General features: G+C 73.7%; 16 protein-coding genes. 9 read left to right on the plus strand and 7 right to left on the minus strand.

Annotated features, from left to right (window positions below):
• Nucleotides 1-177 precede the first annotated feature (177 nt).
• Nucleotides 178-6426 (plus strand): DNRLRE domain-containing protein, encoded by a 6249-nt coding sequence (locus tag ACH4DX_RS03570; protein WP_398154171.1) that lies wholly within the window; start codon nucleotides 178-180, stop codon nucleotides 6424-6426.
• A gap of 144 nt (nucleotides 6427-6570) precedes the next feature.
• Complete coding sequence (locus tag ACH4DX_RS03575; RefSeq protein WP_398153835.1) at nucleotides 6571-7080, plus strand: hypothetical protein; 510 nt, start codon at nucleotides 6571-6573, stop codon at nucleotides 7078-7080.
• 16 nt (nucleotides 7081-7096) lie between these two features.
• Here ACH4DX_RS03575 and ACH4DX_RS03580 read toward each other — a convergent pair whose 3' ends face one another.
• Nucleotides 7097-7981 (minus strand): glycosyltransferase family 2 protein, encoded by an 885-nt coding sequence (locus tag ACH4DX_RS03580; RefSeq protein WP_398153836.1) that lies wholly within the window; start codon nucleotides 7979-7981, stop codon nucleotides 7097-7099.
• Between the two features lie 326 nt (nucleotides 7982-8307).
• Here ACH4DX_RS03580 and ACH4DX_RS03585 point away from each other — a divergent pair, with 326 nt between their 5' ends.
• Both ACH4DX_RS03585 and ACH4DX_RS03590 read left to right on the plus strand, forming a co-directional pair.
• Entirely contained in the window at nucleotides 8308-8775 is a 468-nt protein-coding gene (locus ACH4DX_RS03585; protein ID WP_398153837.1) for a hypothetical protein, read from the plus strand.
• 161 nt (nucleotides 8776-8936) lie between these two features.
• The gene (locus tag ACH4DX_RS03590) at nucleotides 8937-9860 is read left to right on the plus strand and encodes a phosphotransferase family protein (RefSeq protein ID WP_398153838.1); all 924 of its coding nucleotides are present in this window, start codon (nucleotides 8937-8939) and stop codon (nucleotides 9858-9860) included.
• 13 nt (nucleotides 9861-9873) lie between these two features.
• On the opposite strand, the gene ACH4DX_RS03595 is transcribed toward ACH4DX_RS03590, so the two are convergent.
• From ACH4DX_RS03595 to ACH4DX_RS03605, 3 genes are all read right to left on the minus strand, one after another.
• Complete coding sequence (locus tag ACH4DX_RS03595) at nucleotides 9874-10248, minus strand: DUF4180 domain-containing protein (RefSeq protein WP_398117419.1); 375 nt, start codon at nucleotides 10246-10248, stop codon at nucleotides 9874-9876.
• A 71-nt stretch (nucleotides 10249-10319) separates the two neighbouring features.
• Complete coding sequence (locus tag ACH4DX_RS03600; RefSeq protein WP_398153839.1) at nucleotides 10320-11144, minus strand: SAM-dependent methyltransferase; 825 nt, start codon at nucleotides 11142-11144, stop codon at nucleotides 10320-10322.
• A gap of 19 nt (nucleotides 11145-11163) precedes the next feature.
• Complete coding sequence (locus ACH4DX_RS03605) at nucleotides 11164-11646, minus strand: MazG-like family protein (RefSeq protein ID WP_398153840.1); 483 nt, start codon at nucleotides 11644-11646, stop codon at nucleotides 11164-11166.
• 86 nt (nucleotides 11647-11732) lie between these two features.
• Between ACH4DX_RS03605 and ACH4DX_RS03610 the strand changes: the two genes are divergently transcribed.
• Nucleotides 11733-12056, plus strand: a complete 324-nt coding sequence (locus tag ACH4DX_RS03610) for a nuclear transport factor 2 family protein (protein WP_398117425.1) — start codon at nucleotides 11733-11735, stop codon at nucleotides 12054-12056.
• A 10-nt stretch (nucleotides 12057-12066) separates the two neighbouring features.
• Here the strand turns inward: ACH4DX_RS03610 and ACH4DX_RS03615 are convergent, their stop codons facing one another.
• From ACH4DX_RS03615 to ACH4DX_RS03625, 3 genes are all read right to left on the minus strand, one after another.
• A complete protein-coding gene (locus tag ACH4DX_RS03615; protein WP_398153841.1) occupies nucleotides 12067-12954 on the minus strand; it encodes a PhzF family phenazine biosynthesis isomerase in 888 nt (295 codons plus the stop codon).
• A 68-nt stretch (nucleotides 12955-13022) separates the two neighbouring features.
• Complete coding sequence (locus ACH4DX_RS03620) at nucleotides 13023-13487, minus strand: lamin tail domain-containing protein (protein WP_398117429.1); 465 nt, start codon at nucleotides 13485-13487, stop codon at nucleotides 13023-13025.
• A 182-nt stretch (nucleotides 13488-13669) separates the two neighbouring features.
• Nucleotides 13670-14455 carry an SDR family oxidoreductase gene (locus tag ACH4DX_RS03625; protein ID WP_398153842.1) on the minus strand — a complete coding sequence of 262 codons (786 nt, stop codon included), beginning with the start codon at nucleotides 14453-14455 and terminating at the stop codon, nucleotides 13670-13672.
• A gap of 133 nt (nucleotides 14456-14588) precedes the next feature.
• Here ACH4DX_RS03625 and ACH4DX_RS03630 point away from each other — a divergent pair, with 133 nt between their 5' ends.
• From ACH4DX_RS03630 to ACH4DX_RS03645, 4 genes are all read left to right on the plus strand, one after another.
• The gene (locus tag ACH4DX_RS03630; RefSeq protein WP_398153843.1) at nucleotides 14589-16223 is read left to right on the plus strand and encodes an alkaline phosphatase D family protein; all 1635 of its coding nucleotides are present in this window, start codon (nucleotides 14589-14591) and stop codon (nucleotides 16221-16223) included.
• A gap of 82 nt (nucleotides 16224-16305) precedes the next feature.
• Nucleotides 16306-17748 carry a multidrug effflux MFS transporter gene (locus ACH4DX_RS03635; RefSeq protein ID WP_398153844.1) on the plus strand — a complete coding sequence of 481 codons (1443 nt, stop codon included), beginning with the start codon at nucleotides 16306-16308 and terminating at the stop codon, nucleotides 17746-17748.
• A 23-nt stretch (nucleotides 17749-17771) separates the two neighbouring features.
• The gene (locus ACH4DX_RS03640; protein ID WP_398154172.1) at nucleotides 17772-18911 is read left to right on the plus strand and encodes a serine hydrolase domain-containing protein; all 1140 of its coding nucleotides are present in this window, start codon (nucleotides 17772-17774) and stop codon (nucleotides 18909-18911) included.
• Nucleotides 18912-18920: 9 nt separating this feature from the next.
• Nucleotides 18921-19925: a small ribosomal subunit Rsm22 family protein gene (locus ACH4DX_RS03645; protein ID WP_398153845.1), complete on the plus strand. Its 1005-nt coding sequence runs from the start codon at nucleotides 18921-18923 to the stop codon at nucleotides 19923-19925.
• The last annotated feature ends 341 nt before the right edge of the window (nucleotides 19926-20266 follow it).

The following is a 20266-nucleotide window of genomic DNA, read 5'->3' on the forward strand; positions in this document are numbered from 1 at the left end:
AGCTCACACACAGTCACCACAACAACCGCCCACAGCAAGGGACCCACCGTGCACCCCAACGAACACGTGCCGATACCCGAGGACACCGGGTACCGAAGACCACGACGTCCCGGCGGCCCCAGCCGCCTCGGCGAAGGCCCGGCCCCCAAGGCGCTGGCCACCGGGCTCGCGCTGCTCATGGCCCTCTCGTGTCTGTACGGCGCCGAGGAGGCCACCGCGGCGCCGTCCGCTCCCGTTGCCACGGGCAAGGCGGAGCCCGAGGCCGTGACGGCCGCCGCCGACATCCCTTCCGCGCGCGTCGCCACGCGGCTCGGCGGCAAGCGCGTCGAGGCACTCTCCGAACGTACGGAGACGTCGACGACCTGGGTCAACCCCGACGGCAGCCTCACCACGGAACTCACCGCGGGCCCCACCCGGTTCGAGGACGAGGACACCGGCCAGTGGCGTGACGTCGACCTCGACCTGGTCGAGGACGACGACGGGTCGGTGGCGCCCAGGGCCCACCCGCACGGCCTGGAGCTCGGCGAGGGCGAGCAGGGCGCAGGCCGGGCCGCCCGTAAGGACGACGCGGCCCGGGACCTGGTCACCCTCGGCGAGGGCGACCAGCGCATCACCCTGCGGTGGCAGGGCTCCCTGCCCGCGCCGAAGCTGGACGGCACCCGGGCCACGTACGAGAACGCGGTGCTCGGCGGCGACGTGGTCGTCGAGGCGACGCGTACCGGCTTCGAGCAGTTCGTGCGCCTGCGGCGGGAGCCCGCCCGGAAGGACTACAGCTACACGCTGCCGCTGCGCGCCGAGGGCCTCGAGGTCGAGGAGCACAAGGACGGCAGCCTGTCCTTCACCGACCGCGAGAACAAGAAGACCGCCGTCATGCCCGCGCCCGTCATGTGGGACGCGACCGTCGACCCGGTCTCCGGCGAGCACACCCGCCGTGCCCCGGTGAGGATGAAGGCCGTCGAGGCCAAGGGCGGTGTGGACCTGGTCGTCACGCCGGACGCGGAGTTCCTCGCCGACCCGCGGACGAAGTACCCGGTCACCGTCGACCCGTCCACCTCGGCCCTCGGCAACGTCTTCGACACCTACGTGCAGCAGGGCGAGACCCGGGACTGGTCCACCGACACCGAGCTGGACTTCGGCAACCCGGGCACGAAGAACGCCAACGGCACCCCGCGCACGGCGCGTTCGTTCGTCTCCTGGGACACCCGGCCCGTGCAGGACGCGCTCGTCCTGGACGCCGAGCTGTCGCTGTGGAACTTCCACTCCGCCAACGAGAAGGACTGCAAGGCGCAGCCGTGGGAGGTGTGGTCGGCCGGGGCCGCGTCCACGTCCTCGCGCTGGACCGCGCAGCCCGCCATGACGGCGAAGAAGGCCACGTCGACCGAGACGCGCGGCAACGCGGCGTGCACCGGCGCCCCCGACGGCTGGATCAACGCCGATGTGACCACCCTCGTCCAGGAGTGGGCCTCGGCGAAGGCCACCCGCGGGCACATGGGGCTGCGGGCCGCCGGCGAGAACACGGTCGCGCAGTGGAAGCGGGTCAACTCCGCGAACGCCGCGTCCCGGCCGCCGAAGCTCAGCGTCACCTACAACTACCGGCCGCGCACCGGCACCAAGCAGGAGGCGGGCCCACCGTACTTCTCCTACGGCGGCGCGTACACGGTCAACACCCTGACGCCGACGCTGCGCGACACCTTCGTGGACGCCGACGGCGACAAGGTCAACGGCACCTTCCAGATCTTCGACTCCGCCACCGACAAGCAGGTCGGCAACGTACTGGTGTCGAAGTTCGTGCCGTCGGGGCAGGTCGCGTCGGTGACCGTGCCTGCGGGTGTGCTCGCGCACGGGAAGACGTACAGGTTCCGTACGTCTCCGTACGACAACACGCACTACAACAACGGCTGGTCGGCGTGGAAGACCTTCACGGTCGACACCTCAGCGCCGTCCGCGCCCACGAAGGTCACGTCCACGGACTACCCGAAGGGCGCCTGGGTGAAGGGCGCGGGCAGGCCCGGCACGTTCACCGTCACCCCGCCCGGCGGCGATCACCACTGGCTGGAGTGGTCCCTGGACGGGGTGACGTGGACGAAGGAGCCCACGGGTGGTGCGGGCGCGGCGAAGGACATCTCCGTGACGCCGCCCAAGGACGGCACGCACACCCTTCAGGTCCGTGCCGTCGACAAGGCCGACAACAAGTCCGAGGCCGTCGAGTACACCTTCCACGCCGGTCCCGGCGGTTTCGTGCAGCCGTCCGACGGTGAGCGCACCGCGCGCCGCCTGCCGCTGCTCGCGGAGGCCGACGGGGAGAAGTTCGACAAGGTGTCGTTCTCGTGGCGCCGCGCAGAGGCCGACGCCTGGGTGCGGATCCCCGCCAAGGACGTCCAGGCGGGCGGCAGCGCCCTCGGCGGCTGGCCCGTCGCGCTCACCGGTGGCCGCAGCGACAAGCTGGTGTGGAACGCCGCCGACACCGTCGACCCCGACGGCAGCATCCAGATCAAGGCCGACTTCACCGGCCCGAAGGACGCCACGGGCAGCACCGCGCCGCTGGCCGTCGTCGTGGACCGCGACGCCACCGACGCCGCGAGCGCCGAGACGGGCCCCGGCTCGGTGAACCTCCTCACCGGCGACCACACGCTGTCCGCGACGGACGCCTCCGTGTTCGACCTGTCCGTGACGCGCACGGCCTCCTCCCGCACCCCGGACAAGGGCGCGGGACAAGAAGGCCAGGCGCCGATCTTCGGCAGGCAGTGGGTGGCGGGCACCGCCGCCGAGCTGACCGACTCCGACTTCTCGCACCTGCGCAAGATCTCCGCGACGGCCGTGGCCGTCGTCGACGCGGAGGGCGAGGAGACCCACTTCACCGCGAACGCGGCGAAGAACGCCTGGATCCCCGAGACCGGCTCCGAGGACCTGACCCTCAAGGGCTCCGTCACCGGCGCGTTCACCCTCACCGACACCGAGGGCACCGTCACCGAGTTCACACGCACCGACTCCGCCGCCACCACCTGGCAGGTCTCCAGCACGCTCCTGGACGGGCTCGGCAACTCGACGACGACCGTCGTGTCCGAGTCGGTGACCGTCGACGGCACGAAGCTGGCCCGGCCGCGGCGCGTGGTCGCGCCGACGTCGGCCGCGTCCGCCGCCGCGTGCACCGCGACGCCGGCCACCAAGGGCTGCCGCGTCCTGGAGTTCGTGTACGCGGACCGCACCACCGCCACCGGCGACACCCTCGGCGACTTCGCCCACCAGGTGCGGGAGCTGCGCCTGTGGGCCACCGCCCCGGGCGCCGGAGCGGCGACCGCCAAGACCGTGCAGCGCTACGCGTACGACACCGAAGGGCGCCTGCGCGAGGCCTGGAACCCGGCGATCACCCCGGCCCTGAAGTCCGCGTACGACTACGACGGCGCGGGCCGCGTCACCGGATACACCCCGCCCGGCGAACTGCCGTGGACGTTCACGTACGGCAAGGCGGGCAGCGCCGCCACCGCCGGTGACGGGATGCTCCTGAAGACGTCCCGCCCCGGTCTGAAGCCGGGCACCACCGGCACGCAGGAGGGCACCGCGGGCACGAGCGTCGTCTACGACGTGCCGCTGACCGGCGCCAGGGCCCCGTACAAGGCGGGCGCGGCCGACGTGCAGGCGTGGGGGCAGCTCGACGCCCCGACGGACGCGACGGCGGTCCTGCCCGCGGACGCCGTGCCGTCCTCGCACTCCGGCGACCGGCTCGGCGCCGCCGACTACCGGCGGGCGGACGTCCACTACCTGGGCGTGTCCGGCCGCGAGGTCAACACGGCCACGCCCGGTGGGCACCTGGCCACCACCGAGTCCGACCGGTTCGGCAACACGGTGCGCGAGCTGAGCGCCGCCAACCGCGCGGTAGCCCTTGGCATGAGCGCCGAGGACCGGGCGACGCAGGCGGACCTGGGCCTCGGCGGACTGACGTCGGCGGAGCGCGCCGACCTGCTCGCCACCCGCTCCCTGTACAACGACGACGGCACCCGCAAGCTGGAGGAGCTCGGCCCGCTGCGGCGCGTCGAGCTGACGGCCGACCTCACGTCGGGCAGCACCACCCTGGTCCCGGCGGGCACGTCGGTGGCCGCGCGCGCCAGGACGGTCAACGAGTACGACGCGGGGCGGCCATCGGACGGCACCGCGAAGGTCAAGGACCAGGTCACCAAGGTCACGACGGGCGCCCAGGCGCGTGCGCACCCGGGTGTGCTCGCCGAGAGCCGGGTGACGCAGACGGTGTACGACTGGGCCAAGGGGCAGCCCGCGAGGACCATCCAGGACCCGGGCGGTCTCGCACTCACCACGAGCACCGAGTACGACGCCCAGGGCCGCGTGGTCAAGCAGCTCCTGCCGGACGCGAACGGCACGGACGCGGGCACCCGGGTGACCACGTACTGGTCGGCGACCGGCAGCGGGCGCTGCGCGGGCCGCCCGGAGTGGGCCGACCTGGTCTGCTCCGTCGCGCCCGGCGGCGACATCACCGGCGGCGGCACCCAGCCGAAGGAACTGCCCACGACCACCACCGAGTACGACTGGTGGGGCAGCCCCGCGAAGGTCACCGAGACCGCGAACGGCGTGACCCGCACCACCACCACGTCCTACGACGACGCGGGCCGCCAGACCGGGGTCGCCGTGACCGGCGGCACCGGTGAGAAGGTCCCGGAGTCCACCACCGCGTACGACCCGGCGACCGGCCAGGCCGTGCGGACGACGTCGCCCACCGGCGGCGCCATCAGCAAGACGTACGACAAGCTGGGCCGCCAGATCGCCTACACCGACGCCGACGGCGGCACCACCACCACCGAGTACGACCTCCTGAACCGCCCGGTGAAGGTGTCCGACACGGTCCCGTCCACGGTCACCTACACCTACGACACCGCGGCCGAACCCCGGGGCCTCGCCACGAGGACCACCGACTCCGTCGCGGGCACGTTCCAGGCCACGTACGACGCCGACGGCTCGGTGGCCAGCGAGAAGCTGCCGGGCGGCTACACCCTCACGCAGACCGAGGACACCACCGGCACGACCACGGACCGTACGTACACCCGGGACAGCGACGGCACCACCGTCCACTCCGACAGCGTGACCGAGTCGGTCCACGGCCAGGTCACCGGGCACGCGGGCTGGTCCGACCAGCGCTACCGCTACGACGCCACCGGGCGCCTGACGACCGTCGAGGACACCGCGGAGACGGTGTGCACCCGGCGCGCCTACGCCTTCGACAAGCGCGCCAACCGCACCTCGCTGACCACCGCCGCCGGCACGCCCGGCGCCGACTGCCCCGCCACGGGAGGCACCACCGCCAAGCACACCTACGACAGCGCCGACCGCGTCACCGACGCCGGCTACGCCTACGACGCCTTCGGCCGCACCACCGCGGCCCCCGGCAACGGCACGCTCGGCTACTACGCCAACGACCTGGTGCACCGCCAGAGCGCCGACGGCAAGCGGCAGACCTGGAACCTGGACGCCGCCCTGCGGTTCCGCTCCTGGACGGTCGAGTCGGGCTCCGGCAGCACCTGGACCAAGGAGCAGTCCAAGGTCAACCACTACGACAGCGACGGCGACAACCCCCGCTGGATCGTGGAGGACACCGCGTCCGGCGCCCTGACCCGGATGGTGGACTCCGCGTCCGGCGACCTGGCCGCCACCACGGACAAGAGCGGCAACACGGTGCTCCAGCTCACCACCGTGCACGGTGACGTGGCGCTGCAACTGCCGCTCGACAAGGGCAAGGCACCGGTCGCGCTCGACTCCGACGAGTACGGCAACCCGCGCGCCGGGCAGGCGGCCACCCGCTACAGCTGGCTGGGCGGCAAGCAGCGCTCCGCGGAGACCCTCACCGGTCTGACGCTGATGGGCGTGCGCCTGTACAACCCGGCGACGGGCCGCTTCCTGTCCGTCGACCCCGTGTACGGCGGCGGCAACAACGCCTACGAGTACGTGGGCGGCGACCCCGTCAACCGCTTCGACCTCGACGGCAAGTGGTGGAAGAAGATCAAGCGCGGTCTGAAGCGGGCGGGCCGCCACGTCCGCAAGAACTGGCGGACGTACGCCGGGTACGGCGCGACGGCGGCGTGCATCGTCGCCTCCGCCGGTACCTGCGCGGTCGCCGGCGTCGCGGTGTTCGCCGTGACATCGGCGGCGGACGGCCGCGGTGGGAAGTGGCGGACGAAGAAGTACTGGCGGTCGACGGCCAAGTCCGCGGCCTGGACCGCGGTCGGCGTCGGCGCGGGCCGCTTCGCCGCGGGCTCCTGGTGGAAGTCGAGCAAGGGCTTCGCCCGGGGCGGCAAGCGCGCGGCGGGCCGGGGCAGGCACGCCAAGCGGTTCTCGTACCGCAGGACGGCGTGGAACTACGCGGGCAACGCGTGGACGGGCACGCTGACCTGCGGGATGAGCTGGAAGATGCGGTACTGCTGACGCGGTATCGGTAGAGATCGGTACCGGTGGAGATCGGTACTGGTGGAGATCGGTACCGGTGGAGATCGGTCCGCCCGTTCAGGGGGCGCCGCGCCGTGCGCGCGGCGCCCCCGCCGGGCAGTCGGGAATGAGGCACACCAGCACATGCGCTACTACAACAGGCCCGTCCGCCGGGCCTCGTGGGCGATCGTCGCCGTCATGGCCGCGGTCGCCGTCCAGTTCCTCCACGACGGCGGGGGAGGGCCGCGCGACGTCTGGGACGTGGTCCTCGCCCTCGCCCTGCCGTGCGGGGTGACCTGGGTCCTGGTCCGTACCGGTCTGACGCCGTACGTGGAGTGGGACGAGCAGCGGCTCACGGTCCACAACCCGTTCCTCCGGTACGAGGCGGACCTCGCCGACGTCCGGCTGCTCGGGCGTGCGGGGAAGGGCGGCGCCCTGGGGGTCGAGGGCGTCGGCACGGTGCTGCCGTGGGCGATGACGCGTTCGGTGTTCGACGGGCAGCGGGCGGAGCGGGCGCGGCGGGAGCTGCGGACCGCGGTGCGGCGGGCCACGGGCACGGCGACGGCCCCCGTGCGGCGGCGCCCGCGCGTCGAGTGGACGGACCTTCTGCTGCTACCGATGCTCGCGGCGTTCGTCTGGGCGTTCCTGCCCTGACCAAGGCCGGGCTCCGTCAGATCAGCGGGGGCCGCCCCAGCTTCGTCATCCGCCACACGGTCGCCCACCGCATCGGCCGCCGCTCGCCGCCGGGGGTGCGGATGCCCTCGACGAAGCCGCCCGCCCAGGCGCGCAGGCCGCCGGCCGACCGGGTGCGGGCCAGGGTGAGGAGGGTCCAGACCGCGAGATAGAGGGGGATCAGGAGCAGGGGCAGGCGGCGGCGGGCCAGCCAGACGCGGTTGCGGGCCGTCATCCGGTGGTAGACGGCGTGCCGGGCGGGGGACGTCTTCGGGTGCTGGAGCAGGAGCGACGGCTCGTACAGGACCTTCCAGCCCGCGTCGAGCGCGCGCCAGGCCAGGTCCGTCTCCTCGTGCGTGAAGAAGAAGTCCGCGGGCCAGTCACCGGTCTCGGCGAGCATCTCCATCGAGAAGGCGTGCGCGCCGCCGAGGAAGGACGTGACGAGGCCGCCGCGCATGGGGTCCTTGGCGCGCAGCCGCGGCACGTGGCGGCGCTGGGTCTCACCGTGTTCGTCCGCGATGCGGAAGCCGACGATGCCGAGCCGCGGGTCCGCGGAGAACAGGCGCTGGACCGTGCGGAAGACGTCGGGGTCGACGAGCAGGCCGTCGTCGTCCAGCTCGATGGCCACGTCCACGTCGCCGAACTCGCGCAGGCGGCGCAGGGCCACGTTGCGCCCGCCGGGGCAGCCCAGGTTCTCGTCGAGCTCGATCGCGGTGACCTCGCCGGGGTAGGCGGGGAAGTCCGGCAGCTGGGTGCCGTTGCCGACGACGACCAGGCGCGTCGGTACGACGTCCTGCTTGGCCACGGCTTCGAGCAGGGCGTCGACGTCCTTCGGGCGGTTGCCCATGGTCACGATGGCCACACCCAGGCGCGGTTGGGGCACGCGGAGCCCTCCAGGTCAGGTCGGGGCAGCCCTGCGCCGCCGAGCGGTCATATCGTCCGACATTCGCGATGGTAGCCGTTCACCGGTGGGATCCATTCGGGACGTGGGTCGTTCACGTCGGTCGAGGGGGCGGGGTTCACTCCACTGGCGCGCCACCGGAGGGCCCTCATTCATGGCTTATTTTGGCCATGACATGTCAAAAATCATGAGGGTGTGCCTTGTCGTCCCAAGGGCCCTGTGCCTCAATGGCGCCGTCCCGCACTGCTGACTGACCGTCAGTCAAGGTGGGCACCACCCCACACTCCCCCCAGCGAAGGCAGGCCCCCATGAGGCACGGAAGATTCGCCCTGACCGCCGCCGTCGGCACCGGCGCCCTGGCCCTGAGCGCCCTGGTCCTGGCCCCGGCCGCGGGCGCGGTGGAGCCGCAGGAGGCGTCCATCGCGTTCGACTGCGGTTCGTTCGGCTCGGGCACCGCGGCGCTCAAGGCCACCCAGAACGGCACCGCGGCCACCATCGCGGTGTCGACGTCGGCGATCACCGCGCCGCTCGACGTCGGCGCCGGTGCGGTCAGGTCCACCCTCACGCTCACCAGGAACGGCTCCGGCACCACGACGTTCACCGGCAACTCCAACCCCGCGATACCCGCGGGCAGCCCCGTCTCCACCGGCCCGCTGAACGGCACCGTCGCCTCCGGCGACCGCCTGGCGGCGAGCTCGCTGCGGATCGTGGTCTTCGGCATCACGGTGACCTGCACCGCGACGTCGGCGCAGACACCGGGGCCGTTCGTGTTCTGACGGGCCGTCGCGTACGGCGATCTGTCGCGTACGGCGGACGGCGAGGCGTACGCGGGTTCCTCGCGTACGGCGGGGCGGGCGCCGCGGTCCGGACGGTGGTCCGCGGCGCCCTCGCCGAAAACGCGTTGCCGCACCCACCCCCGCCCCCTACCGTGCCGATCATGCTGCCCCCCGTGGACACCGACGAGGAATGGGACGCCGTCGTCCCCGACGAAGCCGTCGTACGGCCCGCCGCCGAGGACCTGTGCGCGAGGCTCGGCCTCGCGGGGGCCCCGCTCACCCGGTACGGCGAGGGCTCCCAGCCCGTGTACGCGGTCGGCGAGCGGCACGTGCTCAAGCTCTTCCCCGGCGCCGCGGCGGCCGACGCCGTGGCCGAGGCGCGCGTGCTCGACCACGTACACGGCCGACTGCCCGTCCCCACCCCCCAGTTGCACGACAGCGGCGCGTACGTGAACGGCTGGCGCTACGTCCTGATGTCCCAGCTGCCCGGCCAGGGCCTGCACCTCGCCTGGCCCGGCATCCCGGCGACCGACCGGGAGCGGGTCGTCGCACGGGCGGGCGAGGCGCTCGCCGCCCTGCACGCCCTCGACCACGAGCCGCTCGCCGACGCCCTCGGGCCCGGCGACTGGCGGGAGTTCACCGAGCGGCAGCGGGCGAGCGCCGTCGACCGGCAGCGCGGGCACGGGCTCGCCGAGGGCTGGCTCGAGCAGATCCCGGACTTCCTGGCCGCGGCCCCGCTGCCCCGGACGCCCCGGGCGGCGCTCCTGCACACGGAGTTCATGCGCCAGCACCTGCTCGTCGACCCCGCCGACGGCCACCGGCTCACCGGACTCTTCGACTTCGAGCCCGCCATGATCGGCGACCCGGCCTACGACTTCGTGGGCGTCGGCCTGTTCGTCACGCGCGGGGAGCCGAAGCTCCTCACCCGGTTCACGGCGGCGTACGGCCGCACCTTCGAGCCGCGCCTGCTGCTCGCGTACACACTGCTGCACGTGTACAGCAACCTGCCGTGGTACCTGCGCGAGCTGCCCGCGCCCCGCGAACCTCGCCTCGACGCGCTCGCCGAGGCGTGGTTCGGGCACTGAGCGGGCGCCCGGTTCAGCGCTGCGGGCGCTCCCGCAGCCGCGCGGCGAGCTCCGACTCGTCGGCGAGGAACCAGGTCTGGCCGCCGCGGTTGCACTCACGGACGAAGTCCCGCAGCGCGGGGCTCCGCGCGGTGTGCCGGGAGATGTCACCGAGCACCACGAGCCCCATGCGGTAGTTCACGAACTTCTGGACGATGTCCCCGGCGACGCGCGTGCGCAACGCGAAGAACGCCTCGTCGAACCGCTCCGCGGGGACCGCGACCCATCGGGCGCCCTGGTACCCGGCGTCGCCGATGAGGTCGAGGGCGTCCTGCTCGCGGGCGATCGGCTCACCGTCGGCCGCGCACAGGAGGACGGGGGTGCCGTGGATCTCTCGCAAGGTGGTCATGGGCGTCGAGGATAGGCGGGGTGGGGAGCGGGCCGCGGCGACGGGTGGCCCGCCCCGCGCCCCGGCGGTCCTCAGGCGTCCGGTACCGGGATCAGCGTGAGATACGCGTGGCCGAGGGCCTCGCGGTAGCCGCGCAGCCATGCCGTGCGGTGCGCGTCGGCCCGCTCGCGGCGCTCCGCCGCCCGGGGGTGCCGCGGGTGCGCGGTCAGCCACTCCTCGGTGTCGGCCAGGTAGGCGGACTCGAACTCCTCCCACTCCTCGGCGCTCGCCGTCTCCACCCACAGCGGGCGGAACCCGGCCGCGACCGCCGCGTCCACCAGGTCGGCCAGGCACAGGTGCTCGTGGACGCCGGCGTCCGGCCACATCGCGGCCAGCTCGGCCGGGGTGGGCGTGCGCTGCCAGAACCCCTCGCCCAGGACGACGCGCCCGCCAGGGGCGACGAGGCCGCGCAGGGCGCGCAGCGCGTCGGCGGAGTGCGGGGCCGGGGCGCCGTCCGGGAGCAGGGCATGGGAGGAGCCGAGGCACAGGACGACGTCGGCGGGCCCGCGGGCGGTGTCCGTGGCCGACTCGGCGGCGAACGCGACCCGGCCGTCGAGCCCCCGCGCCCGCGCGGACGCGCGCCCCCGCTCCAGGTCGTCGGAGGTGAGGTCGACGCCCAAGCCGGTGGCCCCGGGAGCCGCCTGGAGGACCCGCAGGAGCAACTCCCCCCACCCGCAACCGAGATCGAGCACGGTGCCTCCACCCGGGACGCGGCGCAGCGGTTCGGTGACCCGCTCGACGATGCGGGCGGCCCGGGCCTCGGACAGCGGGCCGTGGAAGGTGAGACGGCCGAGGCGGGGCGGGCCGCCGTCCGGGGCCGGGGGCGCGACGGTCGGTGCGGGCGGTGATGACGTCATGGCGGGTGACGCTAGCCGGTCAGGTGCCCGGGGGCTCCTGGATTTCCGCCGCACCGCGAGCCCGGGGACTCCTGGTCTCCCGCCGCACCGCGACCGCGGGGTCCGCCGTCGAGCGTGCGACGACGGTGCGCAGCCGGGCGTCGAGGGCCCGTTCCGGCTCGGGGGTGAGGGTCCGCAGGGCCACCAGGGCCGTGATCACGACGTCGCAGAGCTCCGACTGGACGTCGTCCCAGCTGTGCGTGGTGCCCTTGCGGGGGTTCTGCCCGGTCGCGCCGATGACGGCCTGGGCGACCTCGCCGACCTCCTCCGACAGCTTCAGCATCCGCAGCAGCAGGGCCTCCTCGGGCGGATGCCGGTCGTGGGCCGCGAGCCAGCCGTGCAGACGCGAGACGGAGTCCCAGAGGTCCATGGGGGCGGCGGGAGCCGGGTCAGCGGGAGCCGGGTCAGCGGGAGCGGGGACGGCAGGGGCGGGGGCAGAGGGGGTGGGGGTCGGGTCGGCCATGGGGCGCAGCCTGCCATGTCAGGCGGCCGGAGCAGGGCCTCGGCCCCCGGGTGGCGGGGCGGCGGGCCCGGTGCGAGCGTGAGCCCATGAGCATGCAGACAAACCGGCTCGCCGACCCCGCGGTCCGTGCCTTCGTCAGCGCGGTGAACTCGCACGACAGGGACGCCTTCCAGGCCGCGCTCACACCGGACGCGACCATGTCCGACGACGGCTCCGACCGCGGCGTCGAGGACTGGGCCGAGCGCGAGATCTTCTCCTCCAACGGCCATATGGACATCGAGTCGGAGTGCGACGGCGGCCGGACGCTCGTGGTGAGTTACCGCAACGACACCTGGGGCGAGATGCGCACGAAGTGGCGGTTCACCGTGGACGGCGGGAAGATCTCACGCTTCGAGACGGGGCAGGCCTGACGGCTTCCGGTCAACCGGGGATGCGTACGGCGGCCCCCGCCACCCGCACCCGCGCGTCGCCCTCCCGCAGCGTCACCGTGAGGACCCCGGGGCGTCCCATGTCGGCGCCCTGGTGCAGGGTCAGCTCGGCGGTGGCCGGGACGAGGCCGAGCTCGCGGGCGTACGCGCCGAAGGCGGCCGCCGCCGCGCCCGTCGCCGGGTCCTCGACGACGCCGCCGACCGGGAACGGGTCGCGGACGTGGAACACGCTCTCGCTCTCGCGCCAGACCAGCTGGACGGTCGTCAGGTCGAGCCCGAGCATCAGCGTCCGCAGCCGGTCGAAGTCGTAGGCGAGGTCGGCGAGGCGGGCGCGGGTCGCCGCCGCGAGGACCAGGTGCCGGGCGCCCGCGAAGGCGATCCGGGGCGGCAGGCCCGGGTCGAGTTCGTCCGCGCGCCAGCCGAGCGCGCCGAGCGCCTCCGCGACGTCGGCGGGCGCGGCGTCCTCCACCCGGGGCTCCACGCTGGTCAGGGTCGCCCGCAGGACGCCGCCCCCGGAATCCACGACGCTCACCGGCACGGTCCCCGCGCGCGTGTCGAACACGAAGTCGCCCGGGCCCGCGCGTTCCGCGAGGGCGACGGCCGTGGCGACGGTGGCGTGCCCGCAGAAGGGGACCTCGGCCCGCGGGCTGAAGTACCGCACGGTGAAGGCGCGCCCGTCCTGGCCGGGGGCGGCGGGGCCCGGGGTCAGGAACGCCGACTCGCTGTAGCCGACGTCGGCCGCGACGGCGAGCATGTCCGCGTCGTCGAGGCCGGTGGCGTCCAGGACGATCCCGGCGGGGTTGCCGCCCGCGGGGTCGGTGGCGAAGGCGGTGTAGCGCAGCACGTCCGGGTGGTGCGCGGGGCGGTCGCTGTGGCTCATGCCGCACGACAACCGCCGCGGCACCGGACGCATTCCCGGTACCGCGGCGGCGCTCACGACCTGGTGCCTCAGTGGCAGTTCTTGTACCCGTTGTCGCGGGTCGTCCACGAGCACGAGTCGAGCTGCGAGCCGCTCGGCCTGATCAGCCGGGCCTTGTCGCTGGTGTTGTTCCACACGTGCCAGCCACGGCCCCAGTACCGCACGCCGGAGGCGTTGGTGCCCTTGCCGGTGCGGACCTTCACCGTCTTGCCGGCGCCGATCCTGTAACTGCCGAAGGTGTACGTGTAGCCGGCGTTGTCCTTGAGCTTGTAGCCCTTCAGCTGGATGGCGCTCCGGCTGCTGTTGTGGATGTTCACCCACTCGCCGTTCACCGAGGTGCGCGAGCTGGAGTCCCGGCCCGGGCTGTCGTACTGGATGTAGCCGAGGTGCAGACCGCCCTGGTGCGGTGCCGCGGCCGCCGGGGTGGCGACGAGCAGCGGGGCCGCGACAGCGGTGGCGGCGAGGACGGCCGTAGCAGTCGAACGTATGCGCAAAGTGTGCTCCGTGTGTGAAGTATCCGTGGAGAGCAGCGAGCATAGTCCGGCCTTGTACGAGCACGGGCCCCACTCCCGTATCTGACCGGCCACATGACGGGAACTCAACCCTCCCCGTCGTACTGCATCGGCCGCACCCTGCCTACGCACCGCCGGGTCCTCCCGGGCCGGCGCGCGGTCGCTCAGCCCCGTCCGACGTACGGCATGGTCGTCGCGAGGACCGTCGCGAACTGCACGTTCGCCTCCAGCGGCAGCTCCGCCATGTGCCGCACGGTGCGGGCCACGTCGGCCACGTCCATCACCGGCTCGACGGCGAGTTCCCCGTTGGCCTGGAGGGTCCCCGAGCGCATCCGCTCGGTCATGTCGGTGGCGGCGTTGCCGATGTCGATCTGCCCCACGGCGATGCGGTGGGGCCGTCCGTCCAGGGACAGGGACTTGGTCAGCCCCGTCAGCGCGTGCTTCGTGGCCGTGTACGCGGCGGAGTGCGGGCGCGGGGCGTGCGCGGAGACGGAGCCGTTGTTGATGATGCGCCCGCCCCGCGGCTCCTGCTCCTTCATCTGCCGGAAGGCCTCCTGCGCGCACAGGAAGGCGCCGTGCAGATTGGTGTCGACGACGTGCCGCCAGGCGTCGTAGGGCAGTTCCTCGAAGGGGACGCCGCCGGGGCCGAACGTCCCCGCGTTGTTGAAGAGCAGGTCGAGACGGCCGAAGCTCTCGCGTACGGCGGCGAAGAGGGCGGCCACGTCGTCGGGTTGTGACACGTCCGTGCGGACGCACACGACGGCGTCGTCCCGCACCGCCGCCGCGGCGGACGCGAGGGCGGCCGTCTCCTTCAGCGTCTCCGTGCGACGGCCCGCGAGGGCCACCGACCAGCCCGCGGCGAGCAGCTCGACCGCGACCGCGCGGCCGATGCCGGAACCGGCCCCGGTCACCACGGCGGTCTTCGAGGGAGTGGTTCGCTCAGCGTTCATGGCCCCGCAGCGTACGGGAGGGGTATCCACGCGGACATCATCCACCCGCCATCCGGCTGTTGTGTACGCGACAGTGAGGCGTCGTCCACGGCCAGTTACATGCCCCTGACAGCAATCGTCTGGGGAGGGCCTCATGGCATCCGAAGGTCAGCAGCACGCACCCGAACTCCGGGCCGCGGCCCGCCACTTGGGGCGTCGTCGTTTCCTCACCGTCACCGGCGCCGCCGCCTCGCTCGCCTTCGCCACCAACCTGCCCACCGCCGGCGTCGCGGGTGCCGCCGAGCTGGACGCCCGCCGCATAGCGGACGACCCCTTCACGCTCGGCGTCGCCTCGGGCGACCCGCTGCCCTCCTCGGTCCTGCTCTGGACCCGGCTCGCCCCCGCCCCCTTCGAGCCGGGCGGCGGCCTCCCCCGGGAGCGCGTCACCGTCCAGTGGGAGCTCGCCAGGGACGCCCGCTTCCGGCGCGTCGACCGACGCGGCACGGTCACCGCGCACCCCGAGTTCAACCACACCGTGCACGTGGAGGTCGACCACCTCGAAGCGGGCCGCACCTACTACTTCCGCTTCCGTACGGGCCGGTGGACCAGCGGGACGGGCCGCACCCGCACCGCGCCCGCCACGGGCAGCCGCACCAGCGCCCTCACCCTCGCCGCCGTCTCCTGCCAGGCGTACCACGACGGCTACTTCACCGCGTACAAGCACCTGGCGCAGGACGACGTCGACGTCGTCTTCCACCTCGGCGACTACCTCTACGAGTACGCGGTGAACGCGGTCGGCGGCGCCCGCAACTACACGGACCGCACGCTGCCCGCCCACTTCAACAAGGAGACGCAGACCCTCGGGGACTACCGCCTGCGGTACGCCCTCTACAAGTCCGACCCCGACCTGCGCGCCGCCCACGCCGCGCACCCCTTCGTCGTCACCTGGGACGACCACGAGGCCGAGAACAACTACGCCGACGACATCGACGAGAACGGCAACCCGCCCGCCGAGTTCCTGCTCCGCCGCGCCGCCGCCTACCGCGCGTACTGGGAGAACCAGCCGCTGCGCCGCCCGCAGCTGCCCGACGGCCCCGACGCGCGGCTCTACCGCCGCCTGAAGTGGGGCCGCCTCGCCCAGTTCGACATCCTCGACACCCGGCAGTACCGCTCCGACCAGGCGTACGGCGACAAGGCGCACGCCCCGGGACCCGAGACGGACGACCCGAGGCGCACCATCACCGGCGCCACGCAGGAGCGCTGGCTCATCGACGGCTGGCGGCGCTCGCGCGCCCTGTGGAACGTCGTGCCGCAGCAGGTCACCTTCTCCCAGCGCAAGCTCGACCTCACCGCGCAGGCCAAGCTCTCCATGGACGCCTGGGACGGCTACCGCGCCTCCCGGAAGCGGGTCCTGGCCGGCGCGCGGTCCGCGGACATCGACAACCTCATGGTCCTCACCGGCGACGTGCACGTCGGCTACGCCTTCGACATCAAGGCCGACTTCGACGACCCGTCGTCGAGGACCGTCGGTACGGAGATCGTCGCCACGTCCATCGCCAGCGGCAAGGACGGCGCGGACAAGCCGGCCAACTGGGACACGTACACCAAGGCCAACCCGCACCTGAAGTTCTACAACGGCCGCCGCGGCTACGTGACGGTCGCCCTCGGCCGCGACGCGGCGCGAGCGGACTTCAAGACGGTCTCGGCGGTCACCAAGCCGGGCGCCCCCATCAGGACAGCGGCGTCCTTCGTGACGGAGGCGGGCGACCCGGGGCTGCGGCCCGCGTAGGGACCCGGGACGAAACCGGTATCTACCACCTACCCGGAGCTGAGATCATTGGGCGGCGGATCCGATCGACCGGGAGGGCGCGATGCCTGAGCGAAGGCAGACAACGGCAGAGCACCAGATACCGGGGGCGGCGGAGGCCGGGCGCCCCGCCGCCCTCACCGTGGCGACCGGAGCCCTGGTCACCCTCATACTGGGCGGCCTCACCGCCATGCCGCCGCTCTCCATGGACATGTACCTCCCGGCCCTGCCGGAGGTCACCGACGCCCTGCACGCCCCGGCCGCCACCATCCAGCTCACCCTCACCGCCTGCCTCATGGGCATGGCCCTCGGGCAGCTCGTCGTCGGCCCCATGAGCGACAAGTGGGGCCGCCGCCGCCCCCTCCTCGCCGGACTGCTCGTCTACATCCTCGCGACCGCGATCTGCGCCCTCGCCCCCACCGCCGAACTGCTCATCGCCTTCCGCCTGCTCCAGGGCCTCGCGGGCGCCGCGGCCATCGTCATCGCCCGGGCGGTCGTCCGTGACCTGTACGACGGCGTGGAGATGGCCCGGTTCTTCTCCACGCTGATGCTGATCTCCGGCGTCGCCCCGGTCGTCGCGCCGCTGATCGGCGGCCAGGTCCTGCGCCTGACCGACTGGCGCGGCATCTTCGTCGTCCTGACGGTCGTCGGCATCGCCCTGACCGCCCTCGTGTGGCGCCGCCTGCCGGAGACCCTGGCGCCGGCCGACCGGCACGACGGCGGCACCGCGGAGGCCCTGCGCACCATGCGCGGCCTCCTCACGGACCGGGTCTTCACGGGCTACATGGTCGCGGGCGGCTTCGCGTTCGCCGCGCTGTTCGCGTACATCTCGGCCTCACCGTTCGTGATCCAGGAGATCTACGGCGCGTCGCCGCAGACGTTCAGCCTGCTCTTCGGCGTGAACTCGGTCGGCCTGATCATCGTCGGCCAGATCAACGGCAAGCTCCTGGTGGGCCGTGTCAGCCTCGACAAGGCGCTCGGCTTCGGGCTCGCCGTCATCACGCTCGCAGCGACCGCGCTGCTCCTGATGACCGGCGGCGTCTTCGGCGACGACATCGGGCTCGCACCGATCGCCGTCGGCCTGTTCGTGCTGATGTCGGCGATGGGCCTCGCCCTGCCCAACACCAACGCCCTCGCCCTGATGCGCACCCGGCACGCCGCGGGATCCGCCTCCGCGCTGCTCGGTACGTCCTCCTTCCTCATCGGCGCCGTCGCCTCGCCGCTCGTCGGCATCGCGGGCGAGCACACGGCCGTACCGATGGCCGTCGTCCAGCTGACCTGCGCGCTGGCGGCCGTGGCCTGCTTCGTGGGCCTGTGCCGCCCCTGGCAGCACGCCGAGCCCGTCAAGCCCGCCGGGACCCCGGCCGCCGGGACGGCACCGATGGCGGCGGAGGCCGGGACCGGGGCCCTCGGGGAGACCGGGGCCGCGGTGCTGCCGGAGCAGCGGGAGCCCGGCCGGGAAGAGGGCGCGCCGTGCGAGCCCGGACCGCGGAGGTCGGACCGCTGAGCCCCGCCCCCGGCTCCCGGGCCCTGCGCCCCGGCTCCGCGGCCGACGCGGGGCTCGACCCCGGCGCGCTCGACCGTCTCGTACGCGATGTACGGGCGCTGCCCGACGGCCCCCGCCCCTGGTGTGCCGGTGCCGTCGTCCTCGCGGGGCGCGGCCAGGTGATCGCCGCGGCGGAGGCGGTGGGCTGGGCGGTGCGGTACTCCGCGTACGACGAGGAGGCCGACGCGGGCGTCGAGCTGCCCCCCGCGCGCCGCGTCCCCATGACCCTAGACACGCCCTTCGACCTCGCCTCCCTCACCAAGCTGTGCACGACCGTCGCCGTCGTGCAGCAGCTGGAGCGGGGCACGCTCGCCCTCGACGCGCCGGTCGGGCGGTACGTCCCCGAGTGCACGGGCGCCGCCGCGCACGGCCTCACCGTGCGCGACCTGCTCACGCACACCTCGGGGCTGCGTCCCGAGCTGCCGCTGTACGGGCTCCCGGACCCGGCGGCGCGGCTGCGGGCCCTGCGCACCGAGGAGCCGTCCGCCGAGATCGGCACGTACCTGTACTCGGACCTCAACATGCTGCTCCTCCAGCAGATCCTGGAACGCGTCACCCGCCGCGGCCTCGACCATCTGATCGCGGACGGCATCACCCGGCCCCTCGGCATGACCGCCACCGGCTTCGGCCCCCGCCCCGACGCCGCCGCCACCGAGGACCAGCGCGGGCCCTGGGCGAAGGCGGACCGCGGGATGCTGCGCGGTGAGGTGCACGACGAGAACGCGTGGGCGCTCGGGGGAGTCGCCGGGCACGCCGGTCTCTTCTCCACCGCCCACGACCTGGCCGTCCTGTGCCGGACCCTGCTGTCGGGCGGCTCCTACGGCACGGCCAGGATCCTCGGCCCCGACCACGTGGAGCTGATGCTGGCCGCGCCCGGCCTCGGCTTCGCCGTGGACCAGCCGTGGTTCATGGGTGAGCTGGCGGGGCGCGGCGCGGCGGGACACACCGGCTTCACCGGCACCTCCCTGGTCGTCGACCCGGCCACGGACACCTTCCTGGTGCTCCTCGCCAACACCGTCCACCCCCGCCGCAGGCCCCCGGACAACGGCCCCCGCGTCCGCGCCGCCACGGCTCTGGCCCGCGCGGCCGCCCCACGGCCGACGGGCCCCCGGACGGGCCACTAAACTCACGGGGTGCACGCACTGGCTTCCCCCGCAGAGACCCTCCGCACCGCCCTCGCGGGCCTCCTGGAGGACCTGCCGCCCAAGGCGGCGGCCCAGGCCGTGGACCGGCTCATCACGAACTACCGGGGCACCACCCCCACCGGCGCCCCCGTCCTGCGGGACCGCGCGGACGTCACCGCGTACGCCGCGTACCGCATGCCCGCCACCTTCGAGGCCGCCCGCTCCGCCCTGGCCGCCCTGGCCGCCGCGGCCCCCGCCGACTGGAGCCCGGCGGGACACACCGACATCGGCGGCGGCACCGGCGCCGCCACCTGGGCCGTCGACGCGGTCTGGCCCGGCGGGCGGCCCGTCACCGTCCTCGACTGGGCCGAACCCGCCCTCGCCCTCGGCCGGGAGATCGCCGCCGCCCACCCCGACCTCGCCGGCGCCCGATGGCAGCGCGCCCGCATCAGCGCCGCCCTCGACGTGCCCGCCACCGCCCTCGTCACCGTGTCGTACGTACTCGGCGAGCTGACCGCCGACGACCGGGCCGCGGTCGTCGACGCCGCCGCCCGCGCCGCCACCGACGCCGTCGTCGTCATCGAGCCCGGCACGCCCGACGGGTACGCCCGCGTCATCGCCGCGCGCGACCGCCTCGTCGACGCCGGGTACCGGGTCGCCGCGCCCTGCCCCCACAGCTCCGCCTGCCCGATCGTCACCGGCGAGGACTGGTGCCACTTCTCCGTCCGCGTCGCCCGTTCCTCCCTGCACCGCCAGGTCAAGGGCGGCTCCCTCGCCTACGAGGACGAGAAGTTCTCCTACGTCGCCGCCGTCCGCGACACCGCCGTCCCGGCCCTCCCCGCGGCCCGACGCGTCGTCCGCAGGCCCCAGATCCGCAAGGGGCAGGTCCTGCTCGACCTGTGCGAGGCCGAGGGGGGGCTGCGCCGGGAGACGGTGACCAAGCGGCACGGGGGGTTGTACCGGGAGGCACGGGGCACTGCGTGGGGCGACGCGTGGCCTCCGGCGGAGAGCTAGGGCCTGCCTGACGATTTCCGTCCGTGTCGGCTCGTGCCGTCAGCGCGGTGCACACCCGCTGACCGACTGCCGCGAACGCCACGCGGTCGAGTGCGGGATCAACCGCCTCGGAGGCCACCGGGCAGGACGGCCCACTCCGCATAGGTTTATCGTTCAACCTTTTTTCGCCATCCTCCGCACCCCGGGCCGGGGGTAGTCGCCTCGTACCCGGACCGGGCGAAGGGGGTTGCGAGCGCCGCATGAAGCCAGGTCGGAGCCCCCGCGCGCCGAGATTCCGCCCGCGTCGGGCGGACGGTCGGCCGGGTGTACGCGCGGCCCCCGTGGCCACTCGACCTGGCAGC

The sequence above is a fragment of the Streptomyces sp. NPDC017940 genome (genome assembly GCF_044328435.1).
Taxonomy (GTDB): domain Bacteria; phylum Actinomycetota; class Actinomycetes; order Streptomycetales; family Streptomycetaceae; genus Streptomyces.